This window comes from Chitinivibrionales bacterium, assembly GCA_014728215.1.
Classification (GTDB): domain Bacteria; phylum Fibrobacterota; class Chitinivibrionia; order Chitinivibrionales; family WJKA01; genus WJKA01.
Window position 1 is genome coordinate 39512 of record WJLZ01000068.1, and the last position, 22853, is coordinate 62364.

A 22853-nucleotide genomic window follows, 5' to 3' on the forward strand; every position below is an offset into this window, starting at 1 on the left:
ATAAAAAATTGTGATAAATCTGAAAGGACTCCTATGCAAAGAAGATTCGACAGCATACAGGAAGCTAAATGGGCGATCGAGGAAAAGTGCGATTTAAAGCCGGACTTCGGTATCATTCTTGGAACCGGGCTGGGAAAACTTGCCGGCTCAATCGAGCCGGAGGCCGTCATTTCCTATGAAGATATTCCGAATTTTGCCCGTTCAACAGTCGAGACGCACGCCGGCAAGCTTATCATGGGAACCCTTTCCGGAAAAAAAGTCATGGCCATGCAGGGGCGGTTCCATTATTATGAAGGTTATACGATGCAGCAGATCGTATTTCCGGTTCAGGTAATGAAATTTCTGGGAGCTCATACGCTGATCATATCAAATGCCTGCGGTGGACTCAACCCCCATTATCCTCCGGGAACAATTATGGCCATCAGCGATCATATAAACCTGTTGAGTGATAATCCGCTTATCGGTCCCAACGACAATAGAATCGGATCTCGATATCCCGATATGTCGGAACCCTATTCAAAAGAGTTGATTGAAAAAGCATCCGCTATTGCGCTTGATAACAAAATTCCTCTGGAACGGGGTATATATGCAGCCATGAGCGGGCCATCGCTCGAAACCAGGGCCGAATATCGGATGCTGCGGCTTATCGGTGCGGATGTTATCGGGATGAGCACCGTGCCCGAAGTTATCGCTGCAGTGCATGCGGGGCTGAAAGTTCTGGGCCTTTCCGTTGTCACCGATGCCTGCCTTCCCGACGCCCTTGAGCCTGCAGATATCAATAAGATTATTGCCGTGGCGGGTCAAGCAGAGCCTAAGCTTGTATTATTAATCAAAAAGGTACTGGAAGCGTTATAAACAGGAAAGTGATAGACATGTTATGAGTGATAATACATTTTTCGATCAGGTGAATAATCAGATCAGTTTTCCAGAGGTTGAAAATGAAATCCTCAAGTTCTGGGATGATAATAAGACTTTTTACAAAAGTCTGCAAAAAACGCAGACTAATAAGGCCTATGTTTTCTACGATGGTCCTCCTTTTGCAACGGGACTCCCTCATTACGGGCATCTCCTTGCCGGCACACTCAAAGATATTATTCCTCGTTACTGGACTATGCGTGGAAATTATGTTGAGCGCCGCTTCGGTTGGGATTGTCATGGATTGCCGGTAGAAAACGAGATGGAACGGGAACTGGGTGTTTCCGGAAAACGGGATATCGAAAAGCTCGGTAGATTCATTTTCAATGAGGCGTGCCGTTCTATCGTGTTGCGGTATACAGGTCAATGGGAAGAGATCGTTCTTAAAATGGGGCGATGGGTCGATTTCGACAATCAGTATCGTACCATGGACCCGGGCTATATGGAAAGCATCTGGTGGGTGTTCAAACAGGTATGGGAAAAAGAACTGATATACCAGGGGTTTCGGGTCCAACCCTATTGTCCCCGGTGCGCTACTCCTCTGTCGAATTTTGAAGTCAATGAGGGATATCAGGATACTCAGGGGCCGTCGATTACCGTGACTTTCCCTTTAACCGACGATCCTCAAACAAAAATTCTTGTCTGGACTACGACACCATGGACGTTGCCGTCAAATGTGGTCCTTGCCGTCGGCGAGGACATACCGTATGTTAAAATTCGGGACGGTGAATCGCTCTATATTCTGGCAAAGGATCGCCTCGGTGCTTATTACAAAGACGAATCCGAGTATGAAATCGTAGAGGAGTTTCCTGGCTCCAGACTGTCGGGTGTACGCTATCAGCCCATTTTCGAGTTTTTTACCGACAGGTCCGATAAATTTTTTCAGGTTACGACTGCCGATTTTGTTTCAACCGAAGATGGTACGGGCATTGTGCACGTTGCACCTGCTTTTGGTGAGGACGACTTTCAGGTTGGCGCCCGGCTCGGTCTTCCGATTGTCTGTCCTGTTGATGATGAAGGACGGTTTGCCGATGAGGTTTCGCCGTGGAAAGGCAGGCTGGTTTTCGATGCAGATCCGGATATTATCAAAGAGCTCAAGGCAAGGGGGCGTCTGGTCCATCGGAGCACAATCCAGCATCGGTATCCTTTCTGCTATCGTTGTGATACCGCCCTGATTTACAAGGCCATTACCACCTGGTTTATGAAAATCGAGCCTCTCAAGCAGAATATGCTTGATAATAACCGGACGATCCATTGGGTACCGGAACATTTGAAAAACGGACGGTTCGGCAAAGGCGTCGAGAGCGCCCCCGACTGGAATATTTCCCGTAACCGTTACTGGGGCACTCCCCTGCCGGTATGGACGTGTGAATGCGGCCATACGGAATGTGTCGGTTCTATCCAGGAATTGCACCGACTTATGGGTAATGGCGATGAAGATAAGGGACAGGCTCTTCATGATGAAACGATCAAAAAACTGAAACAGATCCTGAAGCAGGAGACCGAATCCCGTCTTAAAGAGAACGGTATGGAAACCTCCTGGGCGGCAAAACTCGAGAACGCAGATATTCCTCCTAATGATCTTCATACCCATGTGGTGGATATGCTCGAGCTTACGTGTCCTTCCTGCAAAAAAGAACCCATGGTTCGTACGCCCGAAGTACTCGACTGCTGGTTCGAGTCGGGTTCAATGCCCTATGCGCAGGGCCATTATCCTTTTGACAATGAGAATCATTTCGATCGGCTGTTTCCCGCAGATTTCATTGCCGAAGGACTCGATCAGACCAGAGGGTGGTTTTATACATTGACCGTGCTGGCATCAGCACTTTTCGGAAAACCTGCCTTTAAAAATGTCGTGGTCAACGGAATCATTCTTTCGGAAGAAGGTAAAAAGCTTTCGAAACGGTTGCGAAATTATGCACCGCCGTCCGAGGTGCTCGACACCCTTGGCGCCGATGCCCTTCGTCTTTTTCTGATCAATTCTCCAGCGGTCAAGGCTGAGGACCTTCGTTTTTCCGAAAAGGGAATTCTGGAAATGTCTCGAGCAGTGTTGCTTCCTTTCTGGAACGCCTATTCCTTTTTTGTTACCTATGCGAATGTTGACGGCTGGAAGCCCCGGGGAACAGGCGCGCCGTCGAGCGGAAATGAACTTGACCGGTGGATTGTGTCGCTCCTGAATCATGTGGTTGCCGGTGTGAATAATGAAATGGAACAGTATAATCTGTACAGAGTTGTACCGAATCTGGTCGATTTTATCGATAATCTCACCAATTGGTATATCCGTCGGAGCCGCCGTCGTTTCTGGAAAAGCGAAAACGACGACGACAAAAATGACGCTTATGAAACGCTTTACTATGTGCTGGTGGAATTTTCCAAAGTTATGGCGCCTTTTCTTCCTTTTCTCACCGAGGCCATCTATAAAAATCTTGTGGCAAAAAGGGTGAGTGATGCCCTGCAGAGTATTCATCTTACCGGCTATCCCCGGAAAAATGACCGTCTCATCGATCCGGATCTCGAAACAAAAATGAGACTGGTACGGCAGGCGGTCATCATGGGACGTATATTGCGGAGTCGCTTTACCATTAAAAATCGCCAGCCGTTGAAAAAAATGACCCTCATCGTGATTGATGACCGTATTCGAGAGTTGCTCCGCGACATGGCTGATCTTATTAAGGATGAACTGAATATCAAGCAGGTCGAATTCGATAAGAACGAAGACCGGGTCGTATCCCTTTCCGCAAAGCCGAATTTCAGAAAGCTTGGAAGGGAATTCGGGTCCCGGATGAAAGAGGCGGCCGCAACGATCGAAGGTTTTACCCAGGAACAGATCCAGGAAATGATGAATGGCGCAACGTATGAGGTTCTTGGAAGACAGATCGGCATCGATGACATCGAAATCAGGCGGACAAAGCATCCTGGTATCGAAGTCGAAACCCAGGATGAAATCACGGTTGCCCTGGATACGGAAATTACCGATGAACTCGCCAGAGAGGGAATCGCCCGGGAGTTTGTCAACAGAATACAGAACCTTCGGAAAAAAAGAGATCTTGCGGTAACCGACCGGATTATCGTTGCCGCCGAAGGTGAGGAGACGATCAGGAGTGCGGTTGCCAGTCACGAAGAATATGTATGCAACGAGACATTGGCCATTGCTCTCAAGTGGGATGATAAACACCTTGCGGAAAAAGGCGGAGAGAAAACCGAAATTAACGGTATGAAGGCAACACTGGATATTTCACTTGCAGAATAACAATTTTAAAAAGACCAGAGGAACAAATAGCATTACAAAAAATAAAAAACGACATTATATACTTGTTGGTTCGCTGTATAGCAAAAACCGGCAGGATGCTCCCCCGGCCATTGGGAATTGCACTTTTCGGTGGAATTGGTTACCTGGTGTTTTTCTTTCCCAATGAAGAAAAAAGGCGGACCCTTCGGCACCTGAGATTTATCTATGGTGATGAGTGGGATGCCCGGCGGATCACTCACACGGCTCATCAGGTTTATGTTAACCTGGGAAAGAATCTGTTCGACGCACTCTGGCTTTCTCAGGCTCCCAACAGGCAGTTTTTTGAAATTGTTCATTATGACTCATTTGAATCGGTACGGCGAGCATATGATAATGGTAATGGCGTAATTATTATTACGGCCCATATAGGATGTTTTGAAATGCTTTTGCAGCTTTTCGGACGGATGGGATGTAAAAGTTTTGCAATTGGTCAAGAGGCGTATGACCGGCGGATCGATGATATAATCAGTAATGCCCGTCGGGGCGAAAATATCGATTATATGCATCGAAAGGAAAATCCGCGCGAAATCATTCGAAGACTCAATCAGGGACAGGTTCTCGGCGTACTCATAGATCAGGACACCCGGGTTGAAGGCATTCATGCTCCTTTTTTAGGGAAACTTGCCAATACACCTTCGGGACCGATAAAGATGGCGATGCGGTTTAATATACCGGCTTTTGTTGCCACCACCGCCCGGCAAAAAGATGGAACGCATCGTGTCTATATCAGTGAACCGTTACCCCTGCAGGAATCGGGTGGAAAGGACGATTTACTGAATAATGTAACCGCGGCAAATGATATAATAAGTGAGGCGATCAGGAGAGATCCCGAACAGTGGGTCTGGATGCACCGTCGATGGAAACGAAAACCGCCGGAGAAAAAAACAGGAAAATTATAAGAATTATGCACAGACTAATCGGCATTATCGTGATAACAACAGGCATATTCCTGCTTTTTGGGTGTACCAATACAAAGCAGGAGCTTCCCCAGTCAAAAACCAGTGGGCCGGGACTTGTTCAGGAACTTGAGAATTCGATTCTTTCCCTCTATGACGGCCCTCGGAAGGTGTGGGAGCTGAAAACCGACTATATGCGCAAATCCATCGGGAATTCATCAAAGATGCTGGCCGTTCCGGTGGTCCTGACCCTCTTCGATTCGTCTGGGCAGACCGGTACCAGAGTACTTGCCGATTCCGGTACTACCAATGCGTCGAGGGATACCTTTACCGTATGGGGCAATGTTTTCGTTAAAACCGAAGATTCTCTCAAAGTAAAAGCCCAGCGTCTGTGCTGGAGCCAGAGTAACCACCGGGTTACCACCAATACCTACGTTCAGATCGAGACCAAAAACGGTGATATTATCCGGGGCAAGGGGCTGGACGCCAATGAGGATTTTTCCCGGTGGACAATCCGGGAGCGTGGCAGGGAAGGATTCGGACTGTTTCCAAATTTCAAAGAGCGGGTTGAGAAGGAAGAGGAATTCTTATGAGAAACCGGTTATCCGGACGCCTTTTTCTCTGCTGGGTGGCGGCTATGAGTATCTGTCGGCCGTTGCAGGCACAGGCGCAAGACCTCAATCTGGTCGATTACGGCAGCATGGAGGGTTTTTTTGTCGATGACCAGATGGTGGTTAATCTCAAAGACAATGTGGTTTTTAAATACGATGATGTGACTGTATGGGCTGAGAACGCCCGGTGGTGGCGAAGCGACAAGATGGTCAAGTTTTCCAATCAGGTAAAAGTCACCCGCGAGGCGCAGAGGCTGACCTGTGATTTCCTTCATTTTGACGGCAAAGAGAACATCCTTAATGCTCGCAACAATGTTGTTTTCGCCGATACGGCAGAAATGATTCAGGTTTTGGGAAAGAGTGCCAGATATGATCTCGAGCGAAGACATTGTATGCTCGAGGGGGATCCAAAATTTTTCCGGTTCGATACTGCTGCCGCCGAAACGCTCACGATTTTTGGAAAGCACATGACCTATGATGATTCACTGAACAAGACATCGGTCATCGACAGTGTCGTTATTTCAAAAGGGCTGCTTACCGCCCGGTGTAATGAGGCGTTTTATTTTTCAGAGCTGGACATTGCTCAACTTCGTACCGAACCCCGGATTTTTTACAGCGATCATAAACTGATCGGTGATTCGGTAGATCTTTATTTCAGTGATGATACCCTGAAAGGAGTATCTGTTGGCGGGGATTCGTACGGATTATATATTAGTCCTGATGAGGCCGAAACGACCTGGACCCGGATATGGGGTGACAGTATGTATATGAGCCTGAACGATTCGGGATTTCTGGATTCTGTATGGGTCCATGGCAATGTGGTGAGTAAATACAGTTCGGTTGACGACACCCTGCTTTCCGATGAGGTATCGGGTAAGACCATGATTGTCAAATTCGCAGAAAAAAGCGAAATACGGCACGCTCTGGTCTGGGGAAATGCGGCGTGTATTTATTATATCGAAGACGAAAATACAAATGATCGGAATGAGGCGAGTGGTGATACACTCTCCGCGTGGTTTGCCGAAGGAAGAGCGGTGCGGCTGAAAATGCTGGGAGACATCAGGGGAGTATATTACCCGCAGTAAACGTGCTCTACGTCTACGAATATGTACGTAAAGCACGCAGGGGGGAGAGGAGCACAATGATGAGACAAATAAATCAATCGGTCAAAGCGGGTGGAGAGCGTCATGAACAGTGATTCAAAGGGCACTGCAAAGCGGGAAATTAAAACCGATAAACTGATAAAAATTTATAATAAGCGCCGGGTTGTCAACGATGTATCCATTGTTGTCAACCAGGGAGAAATTGTCGGGCTTCTCGGACCCAATGGTGCGGGTAAAACAACGACCTTTTATATGATTGTCGGCATGATCCGTGCCAACAAGGGGAAAATATATCTTGACGGTAAGGACATCTCAAGGAAGGCGATGTATCGGCGGGCGAGAATGGGAATCGGCTATCTCCCCCAGGAGCCGTCGATATTCAGAAAGTTGTCGGTTGGTGAAAATATCATGGCGATTCTGGAAACTCAGAAGATGGGAACAAAGGAACGGAAACATCGTATGCGCGAACTGCTCCAGGAACTCAATGTCTCCTATCTCGAGAAACATTTAGCCTATACACTTTCGGGCGGTGAACGGCGTCGCGTTGAAATTGCCCGGGCTCTGGCAATTAAGCCCGATTTTATCCTTCTCGATGAGCCTTTTGCAGGAGTGGACCCCATTGCCGTTGAGGATATCCAGAGCATTGTTCATGACCTTCGCTATAAGGGGTATGGTGTGCTCATTACCGATCACAATGTGCGGGAAACGCTGCGGATTACCGACAGGGCTTATATTATGAACGAAGGAAAAATTCTGATTTCCGGTACGGCTCGGGAGCTGGCTGAGAACCCCGAAGCCCGTCGAATCTATCTCGGCCAGAGCTTTAAACTTGATTAAATAGGCACAAGCAGGCAGAAACAAATTACCTATTGTATTTTGAAGAGTTGGATGTTAGGATATTATTATTGAACCACACCTTATATCATGTATGGAGGTTTAATTGAATCTTGGTCTTGATATGTCCTTAAAGCTTCAGCAGAAGCTTTCGTTCCAGATGATACAGTCTCTGAAGCTCCTCCAGGTTAATACCTTGCAGCTGGAACAGCTCCTCAAGACCGAGCTGGAAATGAACCCTGTTCTGGAGGCTACCGAAGAGCAGGAGACGGAACTGGAAGAAGAAATTGAAGAACAGAAGGACGAAGAAGAAGAAGAACTGGAAGTCGACGAAGATGAAATAGATTGGGAAGAGTATCTTGAGGATGGATTTGATATCGGAAACAGGATGAGTGAAGGCGAATCGTCGTCGGAACAGAAGTATGAGCCCTCTCCCACCTACAGTGAAACCCTTTCCGAATATTTAGGCAGGCAGCTGGCCGAAAAGAAGATGTCACCCCGCATGGCACTTTTAGTTCAGTTTCTCATCGGTTCCCTGGATTCCGATGGTTATCTTCGGGTCGGACTTGATGATGTTTCTGAAGTAACGAACTCCAGTGTCTATGAAATCGAGGAGGCGCTTAATATTATCTGGCAGATGGAGCCTCCGGGCGTTGGCGCCCGTAATCTTCAGGAATGCCTGGCTCTCCAGCTTAAAGCCCGGGGTAAGCACGATTCACTTGCCATGAAAGTCATCAGCAAAACCTGGGATCTCTTCGAGAGAATGAAAGTGCCTGATATTGCTCAGCAGCTCGGGGTTGAGACAAAGGATGTCCAGGACGCCATAAATGTAATTAAAACGCTGAATCCCAAACCGGGATACTCGGTTGCCGGCGAAAGTCCGTCGACCATTATTCCCGATTTGATCGTTGAAAAAATCGATGGAGAGTTTGTTGTTTCACTTAACGATCGATCGATTCCATCACTTCATATCAGCAGGTCATATGCCGATATGATTCGGAGAGGAAGTACCGCAAGACCGGAGATCAAAAAATATATCAGAGAAAAATTGAATAACGCATCATGGCTGATTCGATCGATCGAACAGCGGAAGACAACAATGCTCCGGGTGATGTATGCGATAATCGAGAAGCAGACCGATTTTTTTGAAAAGGGGCCGCCAAACCTTTCTCCCCTGAAATTGCAGGATATCGCAGACATGATCGAAATGCACATATCGACGGTCAGCAGGGTTACCAGCAACAAGTATGTGCAGACATCCCATGGAATTTTCGAACTGAAATATTTCTTTACAGAAGCGATTGGCCAAGGTGCGAATGGCGGCGATGTCTCTTCGGAGAAGATCAAGAACCGCATTCGTGAACTGGTTGAGAATGAAAATCCCAAAAAGCCGTTATCGGACCAGCGGATTTCTGATCTTTTGAAGCGTGAGGACCTCAAGGTTGCCCGGAGGACTGTTGCAAAGTATCGAGAACAGGTGAGAATCCTTCCGGCGCGCCTGAGACAAAAGTATGATTAGTTACTGCAATAACCGTACAAACAGATTTTCAGATTCATCTCAGACACCCTCGGAACGACAATCTTCCCGGGAGCGTTTTCCTGAGTGGTTGAAACGTCCGGTACCTCCGGGGGGACAGAAATTTGCCGTTGAACGCCGTCTCGCGGGCAGAGGACTTCATACCGTCTGCAAAGAGGCAAAGTGCCCCAACCGGTGTGAGTGTTATGGCGCGGGCAAAGCCACGTTCCTGATTATGGGTGATGTCTGCAGCAGAAGTTGTTCCTTTTGCAGCGTTGAATCGGGGATCCCCGGTTCTCTTGACCCAGATGAACCGGAAAAACTCTGTACCGCCGCAAAAGAACTCGGTCTTCGCTACGTCGTGATTACCTCGGTGACCCGGGATGATCTCCCCGACGGTGGAGCATCCCATTTTGCGAAAACAGTAGGGGAACTCAAACAACGTATACCAGGTATCGGGGTTGAAGTTCTGGTTCCCGACTTTAAGGGAAACACTGCATCCATCGATACTGTCGTATCGAGCGGAATCGATGTTTTTAATCACAATATCGAAACAATTCCGCGACTCTATCCTTCAATCAGACCTCAGGCAAATTATCGGCAGTCTCTTAATGTGCTCAGATATGCAGCGCAGTTACAAAAAACATTGCAGATTAAATCCGGAGTAATGCTCGGGCTTGGGGAAAAGGATACCGAGGTACTAAAATCCTTTGAAGATCTGCGAAAGGCCGGGTGTACGATCCTTACCATTGGTCAATATCTTCAACCCTCACCCTCGCAGGCACGGGTGGTCGAATTTATTGCTCCACAGCAGTTCGAGCATTATAACGCTCGGGCCCGGGAAATGGGATTTATCGAAGTTGCCGCAGGACCGTTTGTCAGAAGCTCCTATAGAGCCGGAGAAATTTTCGAAAAGATTCAAAACCATTCTGGTACCACTGATACATAATATGCTACTGCTTTGCATGAAAGGAGCCGAGTAATGGAAGTACAAGTAACCTATCGTCATTCAAAAGCTTCAGAGGGAATGAAGGAATCGATCAAGAACGACATCGAAAAGCTGGAGAAGTTTCATGAGAAAATTACTTCCTGCCGGGTTATTATTGATGAAGAATCGATAACAAAAAAGGTTGAGATTGTCGTCAATGTTCAGAACCATACGATTACCGGAGTCGGCAAAGCGGAGAATCTGGGAAAAGCGTTCGATCAGGCTCTGAGCAAAACAGAGCGACAACTGAAAAAAATTAACGAGAAAATAAAAAACCATAAAGGAGTCAAAATCGGAGTCGTTGAGATGGAACTGGAGCGGAAGAGAAGGGAATCGGAGGGTGCGGTCGAAGAATTTGAATAGAGAGTTGTACTTGAGACGGCATGGCATTCTGCCCGGAAATTAATTTCTTACGATATAAATGTTGCCGGAACCGGGCGGCGCCCGAGGCACCTTTGCTCGGAGAAAGGATATAATTTGTGAAAAAGACAAATATGGACCTTATTGTCGGCGGGTCCATCCTTATCGCTCTTCTTATTCTGATAACCAGCGTGCTCTGGCTTAAGGAAGTCAATGTTTCGCGAAAAAAAGTCGAATATACGGTTCTTTTTCCAAATATCGGCACCCTGCAGCTTGGCGACCCCGTAATGGTAAACGGTGTAAAAAAGGGTGTCGTCGCCGATATATCCCTGCAGGGGGACAGTGTTGCTGTTGTATGCAAGATCGATGAGAGTGTCGTGCTGACCGATTCTTCGAGGGTGACCGTTCAGAATATCGGAATTATGGGCGAACGCATGATCGGCATTCAGCTGTCGAGTAAAGGAACCCCCTATGAGCCGGATAAAAAAAGCGGCAAGCCGTCACAGTATATACCCGGTCATTTCGACAGCGGCATTGCCGAAGCTATGGGGATGATCGGAACGGTGCTTGGTGAGGTCGAAGTCCTGGTTAATAACGTTGAATCGATTGTCAATGAAACAATCGGGGATACGACCTTTATCGTAGTTTTCGATGAAATCCTCGGCAGGCTTGATGAAATCAGCAAATTCGGCCATGCACTTGTCTCTGAAAATAAAAAGGAAATCGAACGGTCAATTAATAATCTGTATGTGGTTTCCGATGAGATCAGAGAAATAATCGCTGAGAATAAGGGCGATATCAACAAGCTGGTAAAAAACGGTGCACAGCTTTCCGATCAGGCACTGGTCATTGCCGATGGTATCGATTCGATAAGCACCTCGGTACAGGTAATGCTCACCGACATTGAAAGTGGCAACAGTGCGCTGGGAAAAATGCTTGCTGATGATGCATTTTATGATGATGTGAAACAATCCGTCGATGAACTCGACAATTTGGTTAAAGAGGTTCGTGAGGACGGATTGAAGTTGCGAATTGGTTTCAGAAAAAAAAGAGACAAAAACAAAGAATGATTGAACGAGATATTCCGGTAATAAACAGCCTCGGCATCCATGCGCGTCCTGCATCGATGATTGTCGAAACAGCGAATAAATTCAAGTCGGCCGTTACTTTGGAAAAGGACGGTATCAGCGCTGATGCCAAGAGCATAATAAATGTGATGATGCTTGCAGCGGCTTTTAAATCGACGGTAAAAGTTCGGGCATCGGGGGAAGATGAAGAAGAGGCGGTGGAGGCAATTGCACGCCTGTTTGAAGAAAAATTTCATGAGGAATAGCGTTTTCATTCTTTTCTGAGCCCCTGTCTGCTGCTGTTTTGCACCGAGAGCAAGGATAATAAGGAAGGGTTTATCGTTATGGGTACAATTAATATAGGTCTTATCGGCGCCGGGACTGTTGGCGGTGGCGTGGTAAAGATCATCCATAAACAACTCGGTTTTTTCAACACCAGGCTTGGCCTGCCCGTTGCCTTGAAGCGTATTGTTGATAAGCAAACTGATCGGTTTACCGATTTGCCGGTGGGTGATACACTCTGCAGCGGCGATTCCGATGATATCCTGAACGATGAATCGATTCAAATAGTTGTCGAGCTGGTTGGCGGAACAACATTTGCAAAGGAGATTACCCTGGCGGCACTGAAACGGGGAAAGCATGTTGTCACCGCAAACAAAGCGTTGATTGCCGAGCATGGTCCCGAAATTTTCGAAGCCGCCGACAGCAATAATGTTTCGGTCTATTTTGAAGCTGCGGTAGGCGGCGGTATGCCGACCATTAAGTCGATCCGGGAGGCGATGGTCGGCAATGAAATCAGTTCGATAAAAACCATTATTAATGGTACCTGCAATTACATTTTAACACAAATGTCAACCAGGCAGCTTCCTTTTAAGCAGGTGCTGGCGGATGCTCAGAAATTTGGATATGCCGAAGCCGATCCCACCCTTGATATCGAAGGCGGAGATACGGGGCATAAAGTGGCGATTATGGCATCCCTGCTCTACGGAGGGTATGTTCCGTTCGAGCGCATCAGCGTGGAAGGAATAACAGGAATTACCCCGGATGATATTGCCTGTGCCCGCGATCTGGGATACAGTATCAAACTTCTGGGCATCATAAAGGAGCGGGATGGTGTCATTGATGTCCGTGTACACCCGGCTATGCTTCCCAATGCGCATATCCTGGCCTCGGTGTCTGATGTTTTCAACGCGGTGCTTCTTGAGGGAGACGCTGTTGGTGACATGTTGCTTTACGGGCGAGGTGCCGGTGAAATGCCGACGGCCTCGGCGGTAGTCAGCGATATTATTGATGTTGCCCGGAATATCCTGTCGGGCGTGCCTCGCCGCATACCCATGGACTATTACCGGAAAGAAAACATGCTGACGCTTCAGCCGATGGAGTCCATAACATCACGATATTACCTTCGTTTCACGGTCTGCGATAAGCCGGGGGTGTTGGCCACCATCGCAACGATGTTAGGCAAAAAAGATATTTCCATAGCATCGGTTGTTCAACGGGAAGGTTTCTCTGAAGAGTGTGTGCCGGTGATTATTCTCACGCATCAGGCCACGGAGAAAAATATTCAGGAAGCACTGGCTGAAGTCGAAAAAATGGATTTTACCCGAAGTAAAACACAGCTTATCAGAATAGAGGATTAACCAGAAGTATTATGGAAAAAGCTTATTTACGCACCTTTGGAAAAAAGCCCGAAAAGCAGTATCCGATCGATCAAGTGCGATATAAGGATGATGAAGGGACTCTGCTTGAGGTAGTCAATCCTCTTCCTCAGTATACCCCCAAGGAGATAGAGGAACTCAAGACACTGTTCAGCCTTCGTTTAATTTCGAGGAATCCGGTCGATCGCAGCGGAGTCTGGCGCTACCGGGAGTTTCTACCGGCATTCAGGCCTTTCGATAATATTGTGACCATGTGGGAAGGCAATACACCGATTTATTCTCTTCCTTTATGTGCAGAATATACCGGTATGGATAAACTTCATGCAAAGCATCAGGGAAGCAATCCCACCGGATCGTTTAAAGACAACGGGATGACCACTGCGATCACGATGGCGAGAAAATTAGGAGCCCGCATGGTTGCCTGTGCATCGACAGGAAATACCTCCGCATCAATGGCGGCCTATGCAGCCCGGGCTCGTATGAAGAGTATTGTTTTTATTCCCGAAGGCCAGATTGCCTATGGTAAATTGTCGCAGGCCCTCGATTATGGATCGATGACAATCCAGATCAACGGTGATTTTGATGCTGCCATGCATGTTGTTCAGGAGGTGTGCGATAAAGGCGGTATTTATCTTCTCAATTCGATAAACCCCTTTCGCATCGAAGGACAGAAAACAATAATGATCGAATTATTCCATCAGCTCGGATGGACCATGCCCGACTGGATTATTGTTCCGGGCGGAAATCTCGGGAATTCCAGCTCTTTCGGCAAGGCCTTTGATGAGTTGAAGGCGTGTGGATTTATCGATAAAATACCCCGTGTTGCAGTTATCCAGGCTCAGGGAGCGAATCCCCTTTATAAAAGCTTTTCTACGGGCGAAAGAACGCTGGCCCCGGTTCAGGCACAAACCAGGGCTACGGCAATAAAGATCGGTAACCCGGTCAGTTTCGAAAAGGCCTGGTATGCGGTTGATTATTCAAGCGGTATTGTCGAGGAAGTGACGGAAGAAGAAATTGCCGTTGCCAAAAGCAGGATCGGCGCCGACGGTATCGGGTCCGAACCCGCATCGGCTACGACGGTTGCCGGATGCAAGAAGCTTGTCGAAAAGGGAATAGTCGATAAGTCCGAAAAAGCTGTCTGTATTCTGACCGGTCATTTATTAAAAGATCCCGATTACAGTGTAGAATTTCACAAAGATGAGCTCTATCTTGATGCGGTAAGGAAAACAACCGTTGAGGGTAAGCAGAAAATCGATACCCACGGGTACAGTAATAAACCTGTTCAACTGCCGGCCGATGCAGATGTACTTCTTGACTTCATCGAAAAACATCAGAAATCTTCATAATTTAAAATTCCTATAAATCCGCGCAGCAGGGAATGCGTAATGCGTAAGGAACGCCTATGAAATATGCACTTTTAATTGGCGACGGAATGGCGGATTTTCCCCAGAAATCGCTGGATAACAAAACTCCTCTTGAGTATGCCCTTACACCTCACATGGATGCCTGTGCCCATGATGGAATTGTTGGAAAAGTGCAGACGGTTCCTTCCGGAATGCCGCCGGGCAGTGATGTTGCCAATATGTCGCTCATGGGGTATGATCCCCAGCAGTATTACGACGGTCGTGCACCGATTGAAGCTGCGAGCATGGGAGTGGATCTCAGGCAGGGAGACAAGGCGTTCCGCTGTAACCTGGTCAACCTCGACTCGAAAAACATGGTCGATTATTCATCCGGTCATATTGAAACCGATGATGCTCATGCAATAATCGGCGAACTTAAAGAATCGCTTGATTCCGATTCGGTCTGCTTTCATCCGGGTGTCAGTTACCGTCATCTTGCTGTTGTAAGCGATTTTCCCGAAGGCGATCTGAAGTGTACACCACCTCATGATATTTCCGGACGGGAGTATAAACCATTTTTACCTCAGGGCACGGGACAAGAGCGGGTCCTGGATCTTTTTTACCAGGCCAGAGATATACTGGCCCGTTCTCCGGTAAACAAAAAAAGGATAAGCCGGGGAAAATGTCCGGTGACCGATATATGGTTGTGGGGACAGGGATCTGCAATTGCACTTCCCACTCTCGCAGAACGGTATTCCCTCTCAGGATCAGTTGTTTCGGCCGTCGACCTGGTAAAAGGATTGGGAGTTCTGGCCGGTCTTACGGTTTGTAACGTTCCGGGGGCTACCGGCTACCTCGATACTAATTATGCAGGAAAAGTGAGTGCCGCGGCAACAGCGCTCGAAACTCAGGATTTTGTGTATCTCCATGTTGAAGCACCCGATGAGACGTCCCATGAAGGGTCCCTGGAGAAAAAGATTACCGCTATTGAAGCATTCGACCGGAATGTGGTGGGAGAGATAAGGAAACTGAAAGATCAGATGAAAGATTTGCGAATATGTGTTCTTCCCGACCACGCTACCCCTGTATCAATGAAAACCCATCATGACATGCCGGTACCCTATGCAATGTGCGGAACGCATATCGCCGCCAACCATGCTCAAACCTATTGTGAGAAATCCGCCCATGATTCGGAAATAGTAAGTGGGGTGGAACTTTTTGATCGATTTATCAAGGGGAACTTTGATTAATTCCAACTCCTGAAAACGTCGTTTGTAAGGGACCATGAGAATAAAGATTTTAGAAAAATTTGGAACACTCATTCTTGATTTCATCGCGTTTAATATTGCCTTTATTGCCTCGGTGTGGCTTCGTTACAAAAGCGGACTTTTTGCAGAACTTTACAACCCAGATGTTGATATCGTTTCATATTTTGTGCCTGTCGGACCGGTTCTGACAATATCGTTCGGGTGGATAATCCTCTTCTTTTTTACCGGGTTGTACAGAGAGTGGTATAAAGAATCACGTATCGATGTCTTTTTTGCAGTGACCAAAGCGGTCATTATCGGATTGATAATCGTACTGCTCATCACCCGGGGTCATGAACTTTACCAGTATATGAAAACCGGAAAATCGCCGGTGTTCTTTACCCATGCAACAATCGCCATCATGGTGACCTATGGGGCATGTTTTCTCTTTTTTGCTACGGCGAATCGTTTGTTAATACATTCATTTCTCAGCTGGCTGGCTGCAAAGGGAATCGGGACCAGAAAAGTCTTGATCATAGGTGCCAATGAATCGGGTTCAAAGCTGGTTCGGGAAATTAAACATTATCCCCATCTCAGAAACCGGGTCGTCGGTTTTATCGATGACGACGGTCGAAAGAAAGGGAATGCACTCGAAAATTTGCCGGTATTCGGCACCTATTCTGATATTCCTTCCGTGGTAAAAAAAGAGCAGATTCAGGGAATTATCATTTCTCATGTTTCGACTTCCGCCAACGAAATCATGCGGGTGATAGAGTATTGTGTTGATGTCAAGGTTGATATTTACATGATTCCTTCACTTCTTGATGTTATCTCGGGGCATTTCAAGACCCACCAGATTTTCGGCGTCCCGCTTATGGTTTTGTTGCAGGATCATATGTCACCCTGGGAGGCACAGGTCAAACGGTTGATCGATATTCTGGCATCGATGCTCGTTCTCGGATTTGGGGCACCGCTATGGGGGATGATCGCCCTTGTGATTAAATGGAATTCTCCCGGCCCGGCTCTTTACAGCCAGAAACGGGCAGGAAAGTTCGGAAAACCTTTTATGCTCTATAAGTTCCGCTCCATGTATCAGGATGCAGAATCACGATCGGGACCGCAATGGGCGGTCAAGGATGATCCGCGTATTACTCCGGTCGGTCGATTTATCAGAAAAACCCGTATCGATGAAATCCCTCAATTTATTAATGTGTTTAAAGGGGAAATGAGCCTTGTCGGTCCCCGTCCCGAACGCCCTGTTTTTATCGAGAAATTGAAAAAAGAGATCCCCTGGTATATCAGACGATTAAAGATGAGACCCGGAATTACCGGGTGGGCCCAGGTGAAACATAAATATGATGAAACTATTGAAGATGTAAAGCAGAAGGTCATGTACGATCTCTATTATTTCGAAAACATGTCCCTCATGCTGGACCTTAAAATAATGCTCAGAACCATCCTGGTCGTATTTACCGGAAAAGGTGCTCATTAAGCCGATTTATTGTAAAGACCTTTCCTCCTGCATGCTTTTAAAATTAAAATAAGCCTTTAAACATTTGTTTCTCAAAACATAACAGGTATACAAAGTATCAGTTAGAGATGCATACCTGATTATTCATCCGCTAAAAATGATTAAATAAAGCAATTCTGTGTCGCAAATCAGGATTTAATTGTCATAGCGAAAATCTATTGAATAATGGAAAAAAAAGGAGTATAATACAAAAACGGATTAGCTCGCTAAAAAAATGTTCGGGCAGTAGCTTTTTCTTATATGGAGTTCCCCATGGTCATCATGATGCTCACCACCGAAAATGAGCGTGAAGAGCAGATTCTTACAATGGCGTTTCGCCAGCGAGGTGTCGATGTTATATTATTCCGACCAGATTACAAAAATTACATCAAAATGCTCCAGTTTTTACCTGATATCCTGATTGTCGAATTTCCCAGACTTCACACCGACCAAGGTCACTTTGTAAAGCTTTTGCGGCAACATAAAAAAACCCGTAAGGTACCGATTATCGCCTATGGAGACAGAGCCGATACTCCTGTCAGGCAGGGCATTTTAAAAAAGGGAGTAAATGAATATCTCGAACGACCCTTGAAATTTTCGGTGCTCCTTAATACGATTGACACAAAATTGAAACTTATTAATAAGTCTTTGAAAGATGATGAGAATAAAGAAGAAAATGCGAATGCGATGGATGATACGTCGGCTTTGCGGGATACCGATACATTGCCGACAAAAAAGATACAGATAATGGTACATCATGTCGCCGGGTTGCTTGCATTTCCTTTCACCGTAGCAAAGGTGCTGAAACTTGCCGATGATCCAAAGGCGGGTGCCGTTGATCTCGGGAAGGTAATCAATTCGGATCCGATAATTTCTGCAAACATTCTGAAAGTCTCAAACAGTGTCTTTTTTGCCTCTTCCAACCGTCGAATCAGCTCGATAAAAGATGCCGTAGTCCGAATCGGGTTCAGAGAAACCAAGCGGATCGTGATGGGGATGGCGGTAATGGATCTGGTCGAAAAAGAAAATAGAAATTACGGCTTTGACAGGATAAACTTCTGGTACCATTCACTTGCCTGCGCTGTTTTCGCAGAAGCGTTTGCCAAACGAATGGGGGGTATCTCCACCGAGGAAGCTTTTTTATCGGGACTTCTCCATGATCTCGGTATTCTGATCATGGATGAATTTTTTTCCGATATTTTTGCTGAAATACTCGAAAAAACAGCGGAGGAAGGCTGTCAGTATATTGCCAAGGAGACCGCATTTTTGGGAATTAATCACAACGATGTGATAAAAGAACTGTTCGCCAAGTGGAGAATGCCCGAGCAGATTACCGAAGCTGTGGTTAAACATACCGGCTATCGTTCTTTGGAAGGCAAACTTGATACGGCCGGGCAAAAACTGTCCCTTTGCGTGGGTATGGGTAATGTGCTGGCAAAATTGATGCATCTTGGTAGTGAAGCCGATCAGTTTATCAGGCCAATACCCAATTGGGCTTTCCGGGCGGTGAAAATGCAGGCCGGGATTACCAAAGATTTTATAGAAAATGTTTATCGGGATATTAATCTGTTCCGCCAGTTTCTTAAGCTTGAGGAGCGGGATTTTTTACGGCAAGGACAGGGAATTGAAGGTGCCGAGGAAAGAGCCGTGGGAATTGTAAATGCAGCAAAGGAGATTATGATTCCGCCAGCGCTTTATCTGCAAAAAGAGGGTATGAATGTTAAATGGGTTAAATCCCTGGAAAAAATTCATGAATTTGATGGTAAACTCGATTTAGTTCTGATCTGGGCCGATGAAAATGTCACCCCTGAAAAGATCGACCAATATACAGGAATAATCAAAAAAGGCGATGCGCAAAATCAACCGGAATTTGCTCCCCTGCTGATCTGTATTGATACACATTCATCACTTCCAGATCATGATGCGGTGAAAAAGTGTTCATTTATGGATCAAAGCTGTGATCTCCGCCATCTCGACCGAATTATCATGGAGATCTTAATGGGGAAGGTGATTGAATTCGTGCCCTTTGATTCGGAAGCGATCAGGACGGATACCGGGTCTGAAGATATATCGGAAATTGAGGCTGAAGTTTAAATGGGAACGACCACGAAGAAAATTTCTCTTGAGAGCATAGAGCCGGGTGCTGTTGCAACTCAGGAATATCTTTCGGAAAAAGGAGAACTTCTTATTGCCAAGGGTATGGTGATAACCGAGCGTCATCTTGATATCCTGAGGCGGCGTAATATTTTCGAAGTCTTCCTGAAACTATCGAGTGAAGAAGAAGAGCTTCAACATATCATTTCCCGGCAGTTTGATGCTGTTGATGATTTTGAACTGGAGCCGGAAAAACAGACTGAAGCGCCACCTCCTGAAAAATCGCCGGTAGTGAGTAATATCAAAGAGGGCAGAATAGGACTCGAACAACTAAAAAAAAGTGAAATCACCTTTAATCTTGACAAGCGCATCAAGTCGCAAGGCACGGCCGACAGGCCCTTCGGCCGTGCACTGGCCGATAAGGCCACGCAGATCTCGGTAGCGGAACGGACTGAAGAATACAAAGAGCGTGTGGCAAATCAGTATGAGGAAGCGTTAAGCGAAACAACCGAACTTCTCAACAGGTGTGCACAGGGAGGGGATGTCAATGCACAGGAGGTTCGCTCTACTGTATCACGATTTGTGAAACTGTTTGTCACCGATAAAAATATACTTCTCAATATTTCGGGTATAAAACATAAAGGGAAGGATTATCTCTACAGTCACTCGTTGAATGTCTGTCTTTTGTCTGTCAATATTGCTGCGGCATGCGGATATAACGAATTCCAGGTCATGGAAATCGGCATGGGCGCTATTCTTCATGATGTCGGTATGCTGCTGTTGCCGGAAAAAATACGGATTCAGGAAAAAAAACTCACCGAAGATGAATGGTTTGAGGTCCAGAAGCATCCCATTCTGGGGCTTCATTTAATGGAAAAAATAAAAGGGCTGCCGGAATCGGTGCCCATTATTTCCTATCAGAGTCATGAGCGGGTAAATGCACGGGGCTATCCCAAGCAGCGGGGGACCCGTCTAATTCACCGGTTTGCAAAGCTTGTTCAGGTCGCCGATGTTTATGAAGCGATGTCGTCTCCCCGAAGCTATCGACGGCCGCTGATTCCCTACAAGGCTATGGAAAACATCATAAAAATGACCAAAAGAAATCTTGTTTCAAGCGAGTATACCAAGGCCTTTCTGCAATATGCATCGCTGTTTCCGGTTGGTAGTCTTGTCCAGCTCAACGACGACCGGATTGCAAAGGTAATCGATACAAATAAAGACTCCTTTGCCAAACCGGTAGTCAGTGTTCTTACTGATAAATCCGGGACCCCCTATAGCAAAGAAAAGATTACTCAAATCGATTTACATAAAGATTCGAGTGTACAGATAGTCAAAGCCCTGCCAAATGACTGTATGAATGCAGTCGGCATTATGGATGGCTTTTAGACGAATTGCGCGGCAAGGTCGCGTATCGATCAACTCAGATGGTCAAGCACAATGCGCAGCATTCGTCTGACCGGTTCTGCAGCACCCCAGAGTAGCTGATCACCAACACTAAAAGCAGAGATAAACTGAGGCCCTAAATTCATTTTCCTGATCCGGCCGATAGGAACACTCAGGGTGCCGGTCACCGCTGCCGGGGTTAACTCCTTAAGTGAGACCTCTTTTTCGTTCGGGACCACTTTTACCCAGTCATTTGATTGCCCGATAATATTCTGGATTTCATCAACGGGAATATCTTTGTTGAGTTTGATAGTCAAACCCTGACTATGACAGCGCATCGAGCTGATACGAACACAGATTCCGTCCACAGGAATCAACGGATCGCTCTGGAGAATTTTATTTGTTTCGGCATATCCTTTCCATTCTTCTCTGCTCTGCCCATTCTCCATTGGTTTGTCGATCCATGGAAGAAGGCTTGCGGCAAGGGGCTGAGTAAAGTTGTCAACCGGCAAAGAGCCGTCCCTGAGCTTTGCGGTTACCAGCGAATCATACTCGAGTGCCGAGGCTGCCGGATTATCGAGGGCACTTTTTGATGCCTCCACCAGTGCGGCCATCTGTTTTACCAGCTCGATCATGTTTTTCGCACCGGCCCCTGAAGCCGCCTGATAGGTCATGGAGGACACCCATTCGACCAGTCCCTTCTCAAACAGCCCTGCAATCGCTATAAGCATGAGACTGACAGTACAATTACCGCCGATATAGTTTTTTATGCCCGAAGACAATCCTTTGTCGATTATTTCGCGGTTTACCGGGTCGAGAACTATGATGCTGTCGTTATCCATGCGTAATGCAGAAGCTGCATCGATCCAGTAACCTTTCCAGCCGCTTTTCCGGAGTTCGGGATAGACTTTTCTTGTATAATCACCCCCCTGACAGGTTATTATAATATCCATACCTTTGAGGATGTCGATAGAAAAAGCATCCTGAAGAGCCGGAATATCCATGCCGATATCAGGACCTTGCAGGCCGACCTGCGAAGTGGAAAAAAAGAGGGGTTCAAATCCATTGAAATCGTTTTCGGCATTCATTCGCCCCATAAGAACCGAACCAACCATGCCGCGCCAACCAATAAAACCAACCTTAAGCACTATTACCTCCCTGAGTATGATAATTCGAAATTCGAAACAATTAGACCCCATATCTCAATGTGTCGTGAAAGGCCGTAAATGCTTCGTAACTCGAGTAAAAACATGTTTTTATCCCAAAAAAAAGACTACTCCACCATCGTGAAGTAGTCACCATTGACCAGAATAAAATAATATATTGTAGTATTTATTTCATAGCATATTAAAATATGTTCTCGCCGAACATCACGTTAGTGACAGGGCCACAAAACCGGGCGGGTACTGCTAACTCATGATGTCGGAATGGAACAATCAGATAAATTATCTTCTGCTACAAAAACATACGGTGTCGCTTATTTCCTCAGCCCCACTGGCGGAGCGAGTATTTCGGAAAGAACAACAGCGTCGCGGAGTTTTTCCGGTGATAGCTCCAGGGGATATTCTTTTGTTTTTTTCTGCCCTGGCTCTTTTGCGGCAAGGCTGGGCCTGGGTTTCGCAGGTCTTTGAGATTTCTTTTCGATCGCTGTCTTTTTGTGTTCAGTCCTTGGCGTCGGAGCCTTTTCCTTTGCAACCTGTTTTTCCTGCTGCCGGCGGAGCACTTCAGGTTTTTCTGCTCCCGATGAAGGCAAGTCCTTTTTTATTGCATCGCTTATATCATTAAAGAACCCTTTAAGGTCATCTTTGACCGATGATACCGGGCCCTGAAAAAGCTGCCGGTCGGGTTTTTGTTCCTGAGGCGATTGAGGATTTGCCGGTCCGGCGGGTTTCCTGGATTTTTCCATTTGCTCAAATTCTTTTTCGGCCTGTTGTTCCTTTTTGCGTGCCTGGGCACGGGCAAAAAACCAGATAATTAGAAATATTATCGGGATAAGCTGTCGAATAAAATCAAAATCCATGGGTATTCCTGCTGTTAAA

General features: G+C 46.6%; 19 protein-coding genes. 17 read left to right on the forward strand and 2 right to left on the reverse strand.

Features of this window, described 5'->3' with window-relative positions:
- The first annotated feature begins 33 nt into the window (after nt 1-33).
- From GF401_04565 to GF401_04645, 17 genes are all read left to right on the forward strand, one after another.
- The gene (locus GF401_04565) at nt 34-855 is read left to right on the forward strand and encodes a purine-nucleoside phosphorylase (protein ID MBD3344318.1); all 822 of its coding nucleotides are present in this window, start codon (nt 34-36) and stop codon (nt 853-855) included.
- Between the two features lie 22 nt (nt 856-877).
- Nucleotides 878-4165: an isoleucine--tRNA ligase gene (locus GF401_04570; GenBank protein ID MBD3344319.1), complete on the forward strand. Its 3288-nt coding sequence runs from the start codon at nt 878-880 to the stop codon at nt 4163-4165.
- Between the two features lie 62 nt (nt 4166-4227).
- The gene (locus GF401_04575; GenBank protein ID MBD3344320.1) at nt 4228-5103 is read left to right on the forward strand and encodes a hypothetical protein; all 876 of its coding nucleotides are present in this window, start codon (nt 4228-4230) and stop codon (nt 5101-5103) included.
- Nucleotides 5061-5693: an LPS export ABC transporter periplasmic protein LptC gene (lptC, locus tag GF401_04580; protein MBD3344321.1), complete on the forward strand. Its 633-nt coding sequence runs from the start codon at nt 5061-5063 to the stop codon at nt 5691-5693. The genes GF401_04575 and lptC overlap by 43 nt, the downstream gene beginning before the upstream one ends.
- Nucleotides 5690-6796: a hypothetical protein gene (locus GF401_04585; GenBank protein MBD3344322.1), complete on the forward strand. Its 1107-nt coding sequence runs from the start codon at nt 5690-5692 to the stop codon at nt 6794-6796. The genes lptC and GF401_04585 overlap by 4 nt, the downstream gene beginning before the upstream one ends.
- 102 nt (nt 6797-6898) lie before the next feature.
- Complete coding sequence (gene lptB / locus GF401_04590; protein ID MBD3344323.1) at nt 6899-7651, forward strand: LPS export ABC transporter ATP-binding protein; 753 nt, start codon at nt 6899-6901, stop codon at nt 7649-7651.
- Nucleotides 7652-7754: 103 nt separating this feature from the next.
- Nucleotides 7755-9167, forward strand: a complete 1413-nt coding sequence (rpoN, locus tag GF401_04595; GenBank protein MBD3344324.1) for an RNA polymerase factor sigma-54 — start codon at nt 7755-7757, stop codon at nt 9165-9167.
- Complete coding sequence (gene lipA, locus GF401_04600; protein ID MBD3344325.1) at nt 9160-10113, forward strand: lipoyl synthase; 954 nt, start codon at nt 9160-9162, stop codon at nt 10111-10113. The genes rpoN and lipA overlap by 8 nt, the downstream gene beginning before the upstream one ends.
- A 33-nt stretch (nt 10114-10146) precedes the next feature.
- A complete protein-coding gene (gene raiA / locus GF401_04605) occupies nt 10147-10515 on the forward strand; it encodes a ribosome-associated translation inhibitor RaiA (protein MBD3344326.1) in 369 nt (122 codons plus the stop codon).
- 116 nt (nt 10516-10631) lie between these two features.
- On the forward strand, nt 10632-11582 hold the full coding sequence (locus tag GF401_04610) for an MCE family protein (GenBank protein ID MBD3344327.1): 951 nt from the start codon (nt 10632-10634) through the stop codon (nt 11580-11582).
- A complete protein-coding gene (locus GF401_04615; protein ID MBD3344328.1) occupies nt 11579-11845 on the forward strand; it encodes an HPr family phosphocarrier protein in 267 nt (88 codons plus the stop codon). The genes GF401_04610 and GF401_04615 overlap by 4 nt, the downstream gene beginning before the upstream one ends.
- Nucleotides 11846-11923: 78 nt before the next feature.
- Nucleotides 11924-13219: a homoserine dehydrogenase gene (locus tag GF401_04620; protein MBD3344329.1), complete on the forward strand. Its 1296-nt coding sequence runs from the start codon at nt 11924-11926 to the stop codon at nt 13217-13219.
- A gap of 11 nt (nt 13220-13230) precedes the next feature.
- Nucleotides 13231-14583 (forward strand): threonine synthase, encoded by a 1353-nt coding sequence (gene thrC, locus GF401_04625; GenBank protein MBD3344330.1) that lies wholly within the window; start codon nt 13231-13233, stop codon nt 14581-14583.
- 56 nt (nt 14584-14639) lie between these two features.
- Complete coding sequence (locus GF401_04630; protein MBD3344331.1) at nt 14640-15830, forward strand: cofactor-independent phosphoglycerate mutase; 1191 nt, start codon at nt 14640-14642, stop codon at nt 15828-15830.
- A 34-nt stretch (nt 15831-15864) separates the two neighbouring features.
- Nucleotides 15865-17319 carry an exopolysaccharide biosynthesis polyprenyl glycosylphosphotransferase gene (locus GF401_04635; GenBank protein ID MBD3344332.1) on the forward strand — a complete coding sequence of 485 codons (1455 nt, stop codon included), beginning with the start codon at nt 15865-15867 and terminating at the stop codon, nt 17317-17319.
- A 279-nt stretch (nt 17320-17598) separates the two neighbouring features.
- Complete coding sequence (locus GF401_04640; protein ID MBD3344333.1) at nt 17599-19431, forward strand: HDOD domain-containing protein; 1833 nt, start codon at nt 17599-17601, stop codon at nt 19429-19431.
- On the forward strand, nt 19432-20817 hold the full coding sequence (locus tag GF401_04645; GenBank protein MBD3344334.1) for an HD domain-containing protein: 1386 nt from the start codon (nt 19432-19434) through the stop codon (nt 20815-20817). It begins immediately after the preceding gene.
- A gap of 29 nt (nt 20818-20846) precedes the next feature.
- On the opposite strand, the gene asd is transcribed toward GF401_04645, so the two are convergent.
- Together asd and GF401_04655 are read right to left on the reverse strand one after the other, a co-directional pair.
- Nucleotides 20847-21962 carry an aspartate-semialdehyde dehydrogenase gene (gene asd, locus GF401_04650; protein MBD3344335.1) on the reverse strand — a complete coding sequence of 372 codons (1116 nt, stop codon included), beginning with the start codon at nt 21960-21962 and terminating at the stop codon, nt 20847-20849.
- Between the two features lie 329 nt (nt 21963-22291).
- Complete coding sequence (locus GF401_04655) at nt 22292-22834, reverse strand: hypothetical protein (GenBank protein MBD3344336.1); 543 nt, start codon at nt 22832-22834, stop codon at nt 22292-22294.
- Nucleotides 22835-22853 lie beyond the last annotated feature (19 nt).

What these genes read in the sequence shown, in the direction of transcription:
- lptC (MBD3344321.1), top strand. Translation starts at nt 5,061, where the DNA reads ATGGAAACGAAAACCGCCGGAGAAAAAAACAGGAAAATTATAAGAATT.
- thrC (MBD3344330.1), top strand. Translation starts at nt 13,231, where the DNA reads ATGGAAAAAGCTTATTTACGCACCTTTGGAAAAAAGCCCGAAAAGCAG.
- GF401_04640 (MBD3344333.1), top strand. Translation starts at nt 17,599, where the DNA reads ATGGAGTTCCCCATGGTCATCATGATGCTCACCACCGAAAATGAGCGT.
- GF401_04630 (MBD3344331.1), top strand. Translation starts at nt 14,640, where the DNA reads ATGAAATATGCACTTTTAATTGGCGACGGAATGGCGGATTTTCCCCAG.
- GF401_04635 (MBD3344332.1), top strand. Translation starts at nt 15,865, where the DNA reads ATGAGAATAAAGATTTTAGAAAAATTTGGAACACTCATTCTTGATTTC.
- GF401_04570 (MBD3344319.1), top strand. Translation starts at nt 878, where the DNA reads ATGAGTGATAATACATTTTTCGATCAGGTGAATAATCAGATCAGTTTT.
- GF401_04620 (MBD3344329.1), top strand. Translation starts at nt 11,924, where the DNA reads ATGGGTACAATTAATATAGGTCTTATCGGCGCCGGGACTGTTGGCGGT.
- lipA (MBD3344325.1), top strand. Translation starts at nt 9,160, where the DNA reads ATGATTAGTTACTGCAATAACCGTACAAACAGATTTTCAGATTCATCT.
- GF401_04565 (MBD3344318.1), top strand. Translation starts at nt 34, where the DNA reads ATGCAAAGAAGATTCGACAGCATACAGGAAGCTAAATGGGCGATCGAG.
- lptB (MBD3344323.1), top strand. Translation starts at nt 6,899, where the DNA reads ATGAACAGTGATTCAAAGGGCACTGCAAAGCGGGAAATTAAAACCGAT.
- GF401_04655 (MBD3344336.1), bottom strand. Translation starts at nt 22,834, where the DNA reads ATGGATTTTGATTTTATTCGACAGCTTATCCCGATAATATTTCTAATT.
- GF401_04645 (MBD3344334.1), top strand. Translation starts at nt 19,432, where the DNA reads ATGGGAACGACCACGAAGAAAATTTCTCTTGAGAGCATAGAGCCGGGT.
- GF401_04585 (MBD3344322.1), top strand. Translation starts at nt 5,690, where the DNA reads ATGAGAAACCGGTTATCCGGACGCCTTTTTCTCTGCTGGGTGGCGGCT.
- GF401_04615 (MBD3344328.1), top strand. Translation starts at nt 11,579, where the DNA reads ATGATTGAACGAGATATTCCGGTAATAAACAGCCTCGGCATCCATGCG.
- raiA (MBD3344326.1), top strand. Translation starts at nt 10,147, where the DNA reads ATGGAAGTACAAGTAACCTATCGTCATTCAAAAGCTTCAGAGGGAATG.